Source organism: Nonomuraea turkmeniaca (assembly GCF_005889735.1).
GTDB lineage: Bacteria > Actinomycetota > Actinomycetes > Streptosporangiales > Streptosporangiaceae > Nonomuraea > Nonomuraea turkmeniaca.
Genome location: NZ_VCKY01000292.1, coordinates 1 through 11,572, shown reverse-complemented (window position 1 = coordinate 11,572; position 11,572 = coordinate 1). Strand labels below are relative to the sequence as shown.

The following is an 11,572-nucleotide window of genomic DNA, read 5'->3' as shown; positions in this document are numbered from 1 at the left end:
CCCCGGCCCTGCCCACTCGCCACGGCGGCCCTGCCGGTCGCTGACGTTCGAGCGGCGTGCCCGGACGAGGGGCGGGTCGGAAACGGGCAGCTCGGGGTGAGCCGGGGTGTCAGGACCGATGAGTTCCGCGTCCGCGCGCGGTCTGTTCCTGCGAGAGACGACGGAACGAGAGGGGCCCCCATGGGTGACCAGGCCGGAGGGCTGTCGGCGCAGCGGCTCGAGCGCATGCGGGAGGCACTGGCCCAGGCGGTGGCGGCCGGCGACGTGCCGGGGGTGGTCGCGCTGGTGCACCGGCGCGGCGAGACGTACGTCGCCGCGCTCGGCACCCTGGAGCTCGGCGGCGACGCCCCGATGCGGCGCGACACCATCTTTCGCATGGCGTCGATGACCAAACCGATCACCGCCGTCGCCACTCTGATCCTGGTCGAGGAGTGCCGGCTGCGCCTGGACGACCCGGTGGGCGGCCTGCTCCCGGAGCTGGCCGCGCCCCGGGTCCTGCGCCGCCCTGACGGGCCGCTCGACGACACCGTCCCCGCCGAGCGCGCGATCACCGTACGAGACCTGCTGACCTTCCGCCTGGGCGCCGGCCTGGTCCTGAGCGAGAGCCCGATCCAGCGGGCGATGGCGGAGGCCGGGCTGGGGATCGGACCCGATGGGCCGGCGTTCGGCCCGGACGAGTGGATCAAGCGGCTCGGCTCGCTGCCGCTGGTGCACCAGCCGGGGACGGCGTGGATGTACAACACCGGGGCCGACGTGCTCGGCGTGCTGATCGCCCGCGCCACGGACCGGCCGTTCGCGGAGTTCCTGAGCGAGCGGATCTTCGAGCCCCTGGGCATGCGCGACACCGGCTTCCACCTGCCGAAGGAGAAGCTCGACCGGCTCGCCGCGTCGTACGCCCCCACTCCGGGGACGGGCGCGCCGGCGCTCCGCCCGGGCCCGCGCGAGGGCGCGTGGGACCGCCCGCCGGTGTTCGCGTCCGGCGCAGGGGGCCCGAGCCTGCTCTCGACCGCCGACGACTACCTGGCCTTCTGCCGCATGCTGCTAAGCAAGGGCCGGTACGACGGCGGCCGGATCCTGTCCAGGCCCGCGGTCGAGTTGATGACCACCGACCACCTCACGCCCGCGCAGAAGGCCGGCAACGAGATGTTCCTCGGATCGGGCGGCTGGGGCTTCGGGCTCGCGGTCGACGCGATGGGGGCGGGCGACCTGGCCGTCGGCCCGGGCCGGTTCGGCTGGACCGGCGGCCTGGGCACCCAGGCGTACGCCGACCCGGCCGAGGACATGGTCGGCATCCTGCTCACCCAGCGCGCCCTGGACTCGCCGTTGCCGCCACGCGTGTTCCAGGACTTCTGGACCCTGGCGTACGCGGCCATCGACGACTGAAGAGGAAAGCCCCGAGATACGCCTCTGCTCTCGCAAACAAGCACAAAATATTGTTTGGCAACCAGTCCTGGTACCTCAAGTGATTTGACGGGTTGTTTGGATTAAGAGAGGTAAGCGCGATTGTGCGCATGGGTACGTCTGCTTCTGTCCGGAAGCCTTCTCGCATAGGCGCCGGAATCGCGGTAGATCTACGCATGAACGGAAATCGAATGCACCTGAACAGCGAAAGTCGGCAACCGCGCGCGCGTCGCCATGCACGCGTCGCGACACTGGCCCTGGCTGCCGCGGCCGCCGGGGTCATGCTCCTTCCCGCGGGCCAGGGAGTGGCCGGCGCAAGCTCCACCGTCACGGCAGGGGTCTCGTACAGCACGGGCGACAAGCCGCCACTGGGCTGCGGTTGGAAGTGCGGAGGTTGGTGGGGACACCGGGGTCACCACAAGCACCAGGTCAGGATCCACAACTTCAACAAGGATCACAACGACTTCAAGCGCCACAGGCCGGTGCGGCCGCCGGTTCAGCCGGTCCCGATGCCGCAGGAGCCGATCAAGGAGCCCCACGAGGACATCGAGGACATCGAGGACACCGAGGACACCAAGGAATCGTGGGACCCCTTCACGGACGACCATGCGTCGTGGGTCGACGGATGGTTCTAACAACCGCACAAAGGGCGAGCTGAGTGGAAAACGTCTTCTCGGAGCGTCCGGCGACAAATGCCGCGGCCAAAAGAATGGCTGCGGCATTTGTCGGCTTTCAGGGAAACCCGCGACAGGAACCGGGACCATCGTCCAGGCTCGGCGCATGACGAGAGAGGGCTCCTCGGGACAGGCGACGTGACCGCCCCCGTCCCGTCCCTGAATCCTCCGGCTCGCGCTACTGCTGCGTGACGAGGTCCCTGGCGTACTCGTCGTCGCTCTCCGCCAGCACCCGCTCGGCGCCCCGCGCAGCCCGGTCGTCCCCGCGGACGGCGAGCCCGCGCGTGGCCTCGGCCACCGTACGCAGGTCCGCGTCGGCGAGCCGGGCCGCCAGGGCCTCGCGGATGCGCGGCGTGTCGGCCCGCAGCCCGGCCAGCCCGGCGGTGGCCCAGTCGCGCATCTCGGCGTCCTCGTCCTCGGACATCTCGATCAGCAGCGCCAGCCCCTCCTCGTGGTCCGGCGGCAGCACGTCGGCCAGCGCGATCGCGTCCGTCATCGTGCGCTTGTGCCCCGGGCGGCCGATGATGTCGAGGACCGCGGGCAGCGCCCGCGGGTCGCCCTGGTGGCCGAGCGCGGCCAGCACCGAGCGCAGCACCTGCGGGTTGCTCTCCGTGGTGACCATCTTCTGCAGCAGCGGGAGGGTGCGCTCCAGGAACGGCTTCTCGCCGTCGGCGAAGCCGAACTGGGCGATCGTGTCCACGCCGAACTCCCGTTCCCTGGCGTCCTCGCTCACGCACAGCCGGGCCAGCGCCTCGTACGTCTCCTCGTCGGCCCGCTTGCCCAGCGTGTCGGCCACGATCCACCAGGTCTCGGCGTCCTCGTCGATGTCGCGGTGGGCCAGCGCCCGCGCTGCGAGCCGCTCCACCGGCGTGTAGACCCCGGTCGCGTCCTCCAGCAGCGTCGCGATGGCGGCGTGGCCCCGCTGCGCCTGGACCTGCTCGGTCTGCTCACCGTCGGGCGAACGCCCGGCCACCGTGACCAGCTCGGTGCCGTCCTTGGCGTATTGGCGGGCCACGACGTACTCCCAGCCCTCCTGCTCGATCTGGTCGAGCAGCGCGCTCTCCAGGTGCACGCCCACCCAGTCGACCGCGATGTCGAGCGGCGTGTCGCCCTCGCCGTCGTACTTCCCTGCGTCGGTGCCCGCCTCCAGCAGCACCTGCACCACGCCCAGCGCGCCGCGCCTGGCGGCCAGCGTGAGCGGGGTGTCGCCGTCGTCGTTGGCGGTGTCCACGTCGGCGCCTGCCTCGATCAGCACCCTGGCGGTGGCGGCGTGGCCGTTGGAGGCGGCCCAGAGCAACGCCGTCCAGCCGCCGGTCTCCCGGCCGTTGACCTCGGCGCCGGCCGCCAGCAGCGTGCTCGCCACCTCATGGCGGTCCCAGGCGGCGGCCGCGCACAGCGGCAGGCCCTCTTCCTCGCCCTCGCTGGGCTTGTTGGGATCGGCGCCGCCGGCCAGCAGCTTGCCCACGGTCTCGCTATCGCCGTTCAACGCCGCGCGGTAGAGCTGTTCCTCATACATGACACGGACCCTAGCCTGGTCCGGCCGCGCCCCGGGCCAAGCTAGGGCCATGTCATCGACTGGTACGCGCCCCAGGCCCGAAGGGGTTCAACGCCCATGACGAATGTGCATAGTTCTGCCCTGACACTTCTCCTCCGGAAGGAGGAGCGTCAATCCGGGCAAGACGCGATATGTTGCGAGTATGACTGATCCCGGTGAGGTCCGCGCCTCGGATGCCGAGCGCGAGGCCGTCGTCGAGCAGCTCCGTGTCGCCTCGGTGGAGGGCAGGCTCACGCTGGCCGAGCTGACCGACCGCACGGAGGCCGCCTACACCGCCACCACGCACGCCGAGCTGGCGATGCTGACCCAGGACCTGCCGGCCGCCGGCGCCGTCCCCGCACCGCCCGTGCCGGCCCGCGAGGGCAGGAAGCGGCGCTGGTTCGTGGGCATCATGGGCGACTCCAAGCGGCGCGGGAAGTGGCGGATCGACCAAGAGCTCGGCGCGGTCGCCGTGATGGGGGACGTGCTGCTCGACCTGCGCGAGGCCGAGGTGCGTACGGACGTGGTGGACATCACGGCCGTCTCCGTGATGGGTGACGTGAAGATCATCGTGCCGGACGGGGTCAACGTGGACCTCGACGGGGTGGCCGTCATGGGCGACAAGAAGGTGGACGTGCTGGAGGCGCCGCCGGGCATGAACGTGCCCGTGGTGCGGGTGCACGCGTACGCCATCATGGGTGACGTCAAGGTGCTCGGCGACTCGCGGGCGCAGCCGCTGAAGCGGACCTTCGCGGCCTGGCGCGAGCACTGGCGGCAGTTGCACGGCGACGACTGGCGTGAGCTCGGCAGGCAGCTGCGGGGCGAGGGCCGCGAGCTGCGCAGGCAGCTGCGCGACCAGCGCGGGGATTACGGGCGCGGCTACTGACTCGGCAACGGCGTCAGACCGCGAGCGACACCGGCCGCCGCTGCGCCGCCTCGTAACGTTCGACCAGCACGTCGACCAGCTCCGGGGCCGGCCCGAGCACGTCGGCCACGACGGCGGCGCCCGCCTCCAGGGCGCTGCGCCGCACCTTGTCGGCGAAGTAGCCCGGAGCCAGCAGGTACGGCGCCACGACCACCTTCGGCGCGCCCGCGCGCACGAGCTCCGCGACCGCCTGGGCGGGGGAGGGGCCGGCGGCCGAGGCGTACGCGGCCTCGACCGACCACCAGCCGGCGCGCCGCCATCTCCGTGCCAGCCCTGAGATCACCGCGTTGGCCCTGGCGTCGCTGGAACCCGCCGACACCAGCACCACGGCCGTCTCCGGGTCCCCGAGCCGCACGCCCGCCTCGGCCAGCCGCCGCTCCAGCGCGGTACGCAGCAACGGGTGCGGGCCCAGCGTCGTGCCGTAGTGCACGCGCAGGCGCGGCTCGCGCGCGCGTACTTCGTTCAGCGCCGCGGGCAGGTCCACCCGGCTGTGGTAGGCCTCGGTGAGCAGCAGCGGCAGCACCACGGCCTCCTCCAGCCCGTGCAGGGCCTGGCCGAGCGTGGGAGCACAGTGGTCCAGGTACGCGACGCGAACGTCCAGCGGCACCTGGTCGAGCAGCGCGGCCACGGTGGCGGCGGCACGCGGGTCGCGAGACCCGTGCGCCACCGCCACCAGTGGCACGCCACCGGGGGCCGCCCCGCCTGCCAACGGGACGAGTCCCCTCCTGGGGATTACAGGTGAATGCCGCATTCGACCTTCCCCAGGCCCGCCCAGCGCCCGCTGCGCGGATCCTCTCCCTCAGCGACCTGCCGCGTGCACGGCGCGCAGCCGATCGAGGGGTAGTTGTCGTAGTGCAACGGGTTGATCAGCACCCCGTTGTCGGCGATGTAGTTGTCGACGTCCTCTTGGGTCCAGGCGGCGATCGGGTTGACCTTGACCATCTGCCGCTTGGCGTCCCACTCGACGACCTTGGTGCTGGTCCGGCTCGACGACTCGTCGCGGCGGATGCCGGAGATCCACGCCAGGTACGGCTCCAGCGCCCGGTTCAGCGGCTCCACCTTGCGCAGGTAGCAGCACAGGTCCGGGTTGCGGCCGAACAGCCGCGGGCCGAGGTCACGATCCTGCTCGGCGACCGTCCGCGACGGCTTCACATCGATCACGTTGACGTCATAGACCTGCCGCACCGCGTCCCGCGTGCCGATCGTCTCGGCGAAGTGGTAGCCGGTGTCGATGAACAACACGTCCACGCCAGGCTTGACCCTGCTCACCAGGTCGATGAGGAGGGCGTCGCTCATCGAGGAGGTCAGGCAGAGCCGGTCCCCGAACGTCGCCGCCGCCCAGCGGATGATCTCCCGCGCCGGCGCGCCCTCCAGGAACGTCGCGGCCGACTCGACGATGTCCTGCAGGTCGAGCGTGCCACGCTGCTCTCTCAAACCGACCTCGATGTCCACCAGCGTCATATCTTCACTCCGATTCCGAGAAACTTCAGCTTGAAGGCGCGAGCGCAGGCCCGGCAGTACCAGCCGGCGCCTGCCGCGGACCCGGCGGTGTGGTGCGCTGCCGCGGACCCGGCGGTGTGGTGCGCTGCCGCGGACCCGGCGGTGTTCGGCGCCGCCGCGGGCCCGCCGGTGTTCAGCTCGCCCTCGTAGGGTTCGAGGTCCTCGTCGCCGCAGTAGGGGCAGTGGAACGGAACCGCTCGCGTGCTCATTTCAGGTCCGCCTCGTCCGCGCGCTGCACCCAGTCGGCGAACGACTCGCCTTCCTTGCGCTGGGCGTCGTAGTTCTTCACCACGCGCTCCACGTAGTCGGGCAGCGCCTTGGCGGTGGTCTTCAGCCCGCGCACCTTCCGGCCGAAGCCGGCGTTGACGCCGAGCGAGCCGCCCAGGTGGATCTGGAAGCCCTCCACCTGGTCGCCGTTCTCGTCCACCACCAGCTGACCCTTGAGGCCGACGTCGGCGACCTGGATGCGGGCGCAGGAGTTGGGGCAGCCGTTGACGTTGATGGTCAGCGGCTGGTCGAAGTCGGGCAGCCGGCGCTCCAGCTCGTCGATCAGGTGGGCGGCCGCGCCCTTGGTCTCGACGATGGCCAGCTTGCAGTATTCGATGCCGGTGCACGCCATCGTCTGGCGCCGGAACGTGGACGGCCTGACCTGCAGGTCGTTGGCCTCCAGCTCGGCCACGATGGAGTCCACCTGGTCGGGCGCGACGTCGAGGATGACCATCTTCTGCTCGACGGTCGTACGCACCCGCCCGGAGCCGTGCCGCTCGGCGATGTCGGCGATCGTGTGGAGCGTGTCGCCGTCGAGCCGGCCCACCTTGGGCGCGAAGCCGACGTAGAAGTTGCCGTCCTTCTGCGGGCGGACGCCCACGTGGTCGCGGCGGCTGCCGCGCGGCTGCTCGGGGGCGGGCCCGTCGGGCAGTGGCGCCTTCAGGTACTCGGTCTCGAGGATCTCGCGGAACTTCTCGACACCCCAGTCGTTGACCAGGAACTTGATCCGCGCTCGGTGCCGCAGCCGCCGGTAGCCGTAGTCGCGGAAGATCCCGACCACGCCCTCGTAGACGTCGGTCACCTGGTCGGGGCGGACGAACACGCCGATCCGCTTGCCGAGCATCGGGTTGGTGGACAGGCCGCCGCCCACCCACAGGTCGTAGCCGATCTCACCCTGCTCGTTGACCACGCCGACGAACGCCACGTCGTTGATCTCGTGCACCGTGCAGTGCGCCGGGCAGCCGCTCACCGCCGACTTGAACTTGCGGGGCAGGTTCGAGTACGCCGGGTTGCCGACGACCCGCTCCTGGATCTCGTGGATCTGCTCGGTCGCGTCGAGCACCTCGTCGGCGTCGATGCCGGCCAGCGGACACCCCAGGATCACGCGGGGTGTGTCGCCGCACGCCTCCGTCGTCGACAGGCCCACGGCCTCCAGGCGCTCCCAGATGTCCGGCACCGACTCGATCTCGATCCAGTGCAGCTGGACGTTCTGGCGGTCGGTCAGGTCGGCGGTGCCGCGACCGTACTCGTTGGAGATGTCGGCGATCGTGCGCAGCTGGGCCAGCGAGAGCTGGCCGCCGTCGATGCGGACGCGGAGCATGAAGTAGCTGTCGTCCAGCTCCTCCGGCTCCAGGATCGCGGTCTTGCCGCCGTCGATGCCGGGTTTGCGCTGCGTGTAGAGGCCGTACCAGCGCATGCGGCCGCGCAGGTCGGCGGGGTCGATCGAGTCGAAGCCACGCTTGGAGTAGATGTCGATGATGCGCTGGCGGACGTTGAGGCCGTCGTCGTTCTTCTTGTTCTCTTCGTTCTTGTTGAGCGGCTCACGGTAACCGAGGGCCCACTGGCCTTCGCCGCGCGGGCGCTTGTGGTGCCGGCTGGCAGGAGTGCGGCTGGCAGGGGTGCTCATTGCGCGTCCTTCGGATCATGGGCGCGCGCAGGATTCCTCGAGCCTCATCGTCGAGGGCAGGATGCGAGGGAGGATTGCGACGCGCTCAGCGGCAGAAACAATCGAGTTAGCGGGCGTCGCAACAGATGGCACTGCGGACACGCTGGAGGTCGACGTGGCGTCGACCGACGAGCATGGGGTCCGCTGGCATGCTTTGAAGATACCCTGGCCCTCCGGGATGTCCAAGACGGGGTCCAGAGTGTGGACTCAGCTGGATCCGCGGCAAAGGGAGGACATCCAGCCACGTCCCCCGAGCGGATCGGCACGGAGCAGGGTCTGATCTTTCAGCCCTGGCGGCGCCAGCCCAGCTCGCTCTCCTTGGGCTTGTCCTCGGTGCTCTGGTGCTGGCAGTCGCACCACGAGCCGCCGCGGCAGTCCTCGTGGCGTTTCTCCTTGCAACTCTGGCAGATCACGCCTGCATTATTCTCCTAGAACGTTGCTCGGGTTAGGCTGGCGCGCGTGGATCTCATGGCCGAGCTGCTCGGCGATCTCCGCGCCGAGACCGCCTCCTTCGAGTCGCTGCTCCAGCCCCTTCGTGACGAGGACTGGGAGCTGGCCACGCCGGCCGAGGGATGGGCGATCCGGGATCAGGTGAGCCATCTGGCCTGGTTCGACGACATGGCCGTCCGGGCGGTCGCCGACCCCGGCGCTTTCCACGCCTCGCTGGCGGGCTTCACGTCGGTGGACGACCTCGCCGCGCAGGCGCGCGGGATGTCACCGGCCGAGTTGCGCGACTGGTTCGGCGCCGCCCGCGGCCGCAGCCTCGAGGCCTTCGCCGCGCTGGGCGCCCGCGACCGGGTGCCGTGGTTCGGGCCCGCGATGTCGCCCGCGTCCTTCGTCACCGCGCGGCTGATGGAGACCTGGGCACACGGCCAGGACGTGGCCGACGCGCTCGGCGTCGTCAGGGAGCCGACCGTCCGGCTGCGGCACGTGGCCATGATCGGGTTCAGGGCCCGGTCGTACGGCTTCGCCGTGCGCGGGCTGCCCGAGCCGGCCGAGCCGGTGCGCGTGGAGCTGGCCATGCCCGACGGGACCACGTGGACGGCGGGCCCGCCGGAGGCGGCCGCCGTCGTACGGGGGCCGATCCTCGACTTCTGCCTGGTCGTCACCCAGCGTGTGCACCTGTCCGACACGGCGCTGGAGATGGAAGGAGAGCCGGCGCGGGCCTGGATGGAGATCGCCCAGGCGTTCGCCGGTCCCCCTGGCAAAGGCCGGGCGCCCAGATCAGGGTGAAATCAGGGACGCAGCGGTCGCGCGCGCTGACATGCTGGAAGCATGCGCACGATTCTGAACGTCATCTGGCTGGTGTTCGCCGGGATCTGGCTGGCCGCGGGTTACGCGCTGGCCGGGGTCATCTGCTGCATCCTGATCATCACCATCCCGTTCGGCGTCGCCTCGTTCAGGATCGCCGCCTATGCGCTGTGGCCGTTCGGCCGGACCGTCGTACGCGACCCGGACGCGGGCGTCTTCTCCCTCGTCGGCAACATCATCTGGTGCGTGGTCGCCGGCATCTGGCTCGCCATCGGCCACGTCGTCACCTCGATCCCGCTGTTCATCTCCATCATCGGCATCCCGATGGGCGTCGCGAACATCAAGATGATCCCGGTCTCCCTCCTTCCGCTGGGCGCACGCATTGTCGACGACGACTAGGGCAGCTGCCGGGACGTAAGCTGTGCCGAAGAGTCACTGCGAATACGTTGGGTGCCATGACGTCCACCGAAGCGCCGCCCCGGCCGAAGAGAGGCCTCGCCTCCCACGCCAGAGCCAGGCTGAGCTGGGTGCTCGACACGAAGTCGTGGGCGATCGTCCGGGCGGCCACCAACGCCGGTGTCACCTACCGGGTGACCGGCCTGGCCGGCGAGGCGGCGTTCTTCGCGCTGCTGTCGCTGCCTCCTTTCGTGCTGGGCCTGATCGGCGTGCTGGGCAAGCTCGGCACCTGGCTGGGCCCCGCCGTGGTCCTCCAGGTCAAGACGTGGGTGATCGAGCAGGCCGGGCTGCTGTTCACCGAAGACGCCATGACGAAGGTGGTCAAGCCGCTCATCGCGGACGTGCTCAGCGACAACGCCGCCAAAGTGTCGATCATCTCGGTGGGCTTCCTGCTGTCGCTCTGGTCCGGCTCCAGAGCCCTCTACGTGTACGTGGACCTCATCTCCGTCGCCTACGGCCTGGGCGAGGAGCGTGGCATCATCCGCACCAGGCTCATGTCGTTCGGCCTCTACATCGTCGGCCTGCTCATCGGCATCATCGTCATGCCGATCCTGATCGTCGGGCCGACGCTGCTCAAGGACACGCTGCCCGGCGAGTACGGCGTCATGATCGACATACTCTACTGGCCGGTCGTGATCGTCGGCTCGGTGCTCTTCCTGACCGTGCTCTACCACGTCAGCGTGCCGGTCCGGACCAAGTGGTACCGGGAACTGCCCGGCGCGATCCTGGCGTTGTTCCTGTGGATCGTCTGCGCCGCGCTGCTGCGTGCGGTGCTGGCCGCGTGGTTCTCGCCCGTCTCCGTGTACGGCTCGCTGGCGGCGCCCATCGCGTTGTTGTTGTGGCTCTACATCACGGCGCTGGCGGTGCTGATCGGAGCCATTCTCAATGCCGAGGTCGATCGGCTCTGGCCGGGGGAGAGTCGCACCAAATAGAGCCACAGAACGGGTGCTTTCCGGAATAATCCACCCGATGGACGTGCAGCAGCGGGTCGGGCCCTACGGCCTCGTCAGGAAACTGGGCGAGGGCGGGATGGGCGTCGTCTACCTGGCGGAGGACTCCGCGGGGCGGCGGGTCGCACTCAAGACGATGCGGCCGGAGCTGGCCGCACGGGAGGAGTTCAGGCGCAGGTTCGGCAAGGAAGCCGAGGCCGCCAGGCGGGTCGCCAGGTTCTGCACCGCGCCCGTGCTCGACGCCGGGTTCGACGGCGGGACCGTGTACCTGGTGACCGAGTACGTCGAGGGCCCCGATCTGTCGGCCGTGGTCAGGCGGGCGCCACTGACCGGCTCGAACCTGGACGCGCTGGCCATCGGCGTGGCCACCGCGCTGGCCGCCATCCACCAGGCCGGGGTCGTGCACCGCGACCTCAAACCCTCCAACGTGCTGCTCAGCCCGGTCGGGCCGCGGGTCATCGACTTCGGCATCGCCCAGCTCGCCGACACCGTCACTCCCGTGACCATCGCGCAGAGCATGGGGACGCCCGCGTACATGTCGCCCGAGCAGGCCAAGGGCGAACAGGTCACCCAGGCGAGCGACATCTTCTCGTGGGGCGCCCTGGTGGCGTACGCGGGCACCGGCCGGCCGCCGTTCGGCACCGGCGGGGCCGCCGAGGTCGTCTACCGGGTCATCAACCACGTGCCCGTGCTGGACGGGCTCGACGAGCGGATCAGGCCGCTGGTGGAGCGGGCGCTCGAGAAGGACCCGGCCCGTCGCCCGACCGCGCAGGGGCTCATGGACCAGTTGCTGGGCCGCACGGAAGTGCCGGTGGCCGCCGCCACCAGGATGGTGTCGGAGACGTGGACGCCGGTCGTCGTCGGAGTGCTCGCCGCCGTCCTGGGCGCGGGCGTGACGCTCGCCGTGGTGCGCCCGTGGGAGGAGCGCGGCAGCCAGCCAGGCACTCC

General features: G+C 70.4%; 14 protein-coding genes. 7 read left to right on the top strand and 7 right to left on the bottom strand.

What is annotated here, in order from left to right; genetic code table 11:
• Window positions 1-180 precede the first annotated feature (180 nt).
• Window positions 181-1,383: a serine hydrolase domain-containing protein gene (locus ETD86_RS47730; RefSeq protein WP_138673247.1), complete on the top strand. Its 1,203-nt coding sequence runs from the start codon at window positions 181-183 to the stop codon at window positions 1,381-1,383.
• A 299-nt stretch (window positions 1,384-1,682) separates the two neighbouring features.
• Complete coding sequence (locus ETD86_RS47725) at window positions 1,683-2,036, top strand: hypothetical protein (protein ID WP_138673246.1); 354 nt, start codon at window positions 1,683-1,685, stop codon at window positions 2,034-2,036.
• Window positions 2,037-2,253: 217 nt separating this feature from the next.
• Here ETD86_RS47725 and ETD86_RS47720 read toward each other — a convergent pair whose 3' ends face one another.
• The gene (locus ETD86_RS47720; protein WP_246149370.1) at window positions 2,254-3,591 is read right to left on the bottom strand and encodes an ankyrin repeat domain-containing protein; all 1,338 of its coding nucleotides are present in this window, start codon (window positions 3,589-3,591) and stop codon (window positions 2,254-2,256) included.
• 181 nt (window positions 3,592-3,772) lie between these two features.
• On the opposite strand from ETD86_RS47720, the gene ETD86_RS47715 reads away from it, so the two are divergent.
• A complete protein-coding gene (locus ETD86_RS47715; protein ID WP_138673245.1) occupies window positions 3,773-4,495 on the top strand; it encodes a DUF1707 SHOCT-like domain-containing protein in 723 nt (240 codons plus the stop codon).
• 13 nt (window positions 4,496-4,508) lie between these two features.
• Here ETD86_RS47715 and ETD86_RS47710 read toward each other — a convergent pair whose 3' ends face one another.
• The 6 genes from ETD86_RS47710 to ETD86_RS59460 all read right to left on the bottom strand — a co-directional run bounded on the left by ETD86_RS47710 (window position 4,509) and on the right by ETD86_RS59460 (window position 8,380).
• Window positions 4,509-5,285 (bottom strand): sirohydrochlorin chelatase, encoded by a 777-nt coding sequence (locus ETD86_RS47710; RefSeq protein ID WP_425465703.1) that lies wholly within the window; start codon window positions 5,283-5,285, stop codon window positions 4,509-4,511.
• Window positions 5,267-5,995, bottom strand: coding sequence for a phosphoadenylyl-sulfate reductase (locus tag ETD86_RS47705; RefSeq protein WP_138673243.1), 729 nt, complete (start codon window positions 5,993-5,995; stop codon window positions 5,267-5,269). The genes ETD86_RS47710 and ETD86_RS47705 overlap by 19 nt, the downstream gene beginning before the upstream one ends.
• Window positions 5,992-6,243 (bottom strand): hypothetical protein, encoded by a 252-nt coding sequence (locus ETD86_RS47700; protein ID WP_138673242.1) that lies wholly within the window; start codon window positions 6,241-6,243, stop codon window positions 5,992-5,994. Before ETD86_RS47700 ends, ETD86_RS47705 begins: the two co-directional genes overlap by 4 nt.
• The gene (locus ETD86_RS47695; RefSeq protein WP_138673241.1) at window positions 6,240-7,928 is read right to left on the bottom strand and encodes a nitrite/sulfite reductase; all 1,689 of its coding nucleotides are present in this window, start codon (window positions 7,926-7,928) and stop codon (window positions 6,240-6,242) included. The genes ETD86_RS47700 and ETD86_RS47695 overlap by 4 nt, the downstream gene beginning before the upstream one ends.
• 106 nt (window positions 7,929-8,034) lie before the next feature.
• Entirely contained in the window at window positions 8,035-8,118 is an 84-nt protein-coding gene (locus ETD86_RS60410; RefSeq protein ID WP_311132608.1) for a putative leader peptide, read from the bottom strand.
• 133 nt (window positions 8,119-8,251) lie between these two features.
• A complete protein-coding gene (locus ETD86_RS59460; protein WP_281287094.1) occupies window positions 8,252-8,380 on the bottom strand; it encodes a hypothetical protein in 129 nt (42 codons plus the stop codon).
• 55 nt (window positions 8,381-8,435) lie between these two features.
• Between ETD86_RS59460 and ETD86_RS47690 the strand changes: the two genes are divergently transcribed.
• From ETD86_RS47690 to ETD86_RS47675, 4 genes are all read left to right on the top strand, one after another.
• On the top strand, window positions 8,436-9,200 hold the full coding sequence (locus ETD86_RS47690; RefSeq protein WP_138673249.1) for a TIGR03084 family metal-binding protein: 765 nt from the start codon (window positions 8,436-8,438) through the stop codon (window positions 9,198-9,200).
• Between the two features lie 42 nt (window positions 9,201-9,242).
• Window positions 9,243-9,617, top strand: coding sequence for a YccF domain-containing protein (locus tag ETD86_RS47685; protein ID WP_138673240.1), 375 nt, complete (start codon window positions 9,243-9,245; stop codon window positions 9,615-9,617).
• Between the two features lie 56 nt (window positions 9,618-9,673).
• Window positions 9,674-10,606, top strand: a complete 933-nt coding sequence (locus tag ETD86_RS47680) for a YihY/virulence factor BrkB family protein (RefSeq protein ID WP_246149366.1) — start codon at window positions 9,674-9,676, stop codon at window positions 10,604-10,606.
• A gap of 37 nt (window positions 10,607-10,643) precedes the next feature.
• Window positions 10,644-11,572, top strand: a 929-nt coding sequence (locus tag ETD86_RS47675; RefSeq protein ID WP_138673239.1) for a serine/threonine-protein kinase, incomplete at its 3' end; no start/stop codon positions are given.

Coding starts and splice junctions, on each gene's coding strand:
- ETD86_RS47730 (WP_138673247.1), top strand. CDS start 181: ATGGGTGACCAGGCCGGAGGGCTGTCGGCGCAGCGGCTCGAGCGCATG.
- ETD86_RS47725 (WP_138673246.1), top strand. CDS start 1,683: ATGCTCCTTCCCGCGGGCCAGGGAGTGGCCGGCGCAAGCTCCACCGTC.
- ETD86_RS47720 (WP_246149370.1), bottom strand. CDS start 3,591: ATGTATGAGGAACAGCTCTACCGCGCGGCGTTGAACGGCGATAGCGAG.
- ETD86_RS47715 (WP_138673245.1), top strand. CDS start 3,773: ATGACTGATCCCGGTGAGGTCCGCGCCTCGGATGCCGAGCGCGAGGCC.
- ETD86_RS47710 (WP_425465703.1), bottom strand. CDS start 5,285: ATGCGGCATTCACCTGTAATCCCCAGGAGGGGACTCGTCCCGTTGGCA.
- ETD86_RS47705 (WP_138673243.1), bottom strand. CDS start 5,995: ATGACGCTGGTGGACATCGAGGTCGGTTTGAGAGAGCAGCGTGGCACG.
- ETD86_RS47700 (WP_138673242.1), bottom strand. CDS start 6,243: ATGAGCACGCGAGCGGTTCCGTTCCACTGCCCCTACTGCGGCGACGAG.
- ETD86_RS47695 (WP_138673241.1), bottom strand. CDS start 7,928: ATGAGCACCCCTGCCAGCCGCACTCCTGCCAGCCGGCACCACAAGCGC.
- ETD86_RS60410 (WP_311132608.1), bottom strand. CDS start 8,118: ATGCCAGCGGACCCCATGCTCGTCGGTCGACGCCACGTCGACCTCCAG.
- ETD86_RS47690 (WP_138673249.1), top strand. CDS start 8,436: ATGGCCGAGCTGCTCGGCGATCTCCGCGCCGAGACCGCCTCCTTCGAG.
- ETD86_RS47685 (WP_138673240.1), top strand. CDS start 9,243: ATGCGCACGATTCTGAACGTCATCTGGCTGGTGTTCGCCGGGATCTGG.
- ETD86_RS47680 (WP_246149366.1), top strand. CDS start 9,674: ATGACGTCCACCGAAGCGCCGCCCCGGCCGAAGAGAGGCCTCGCCTCC.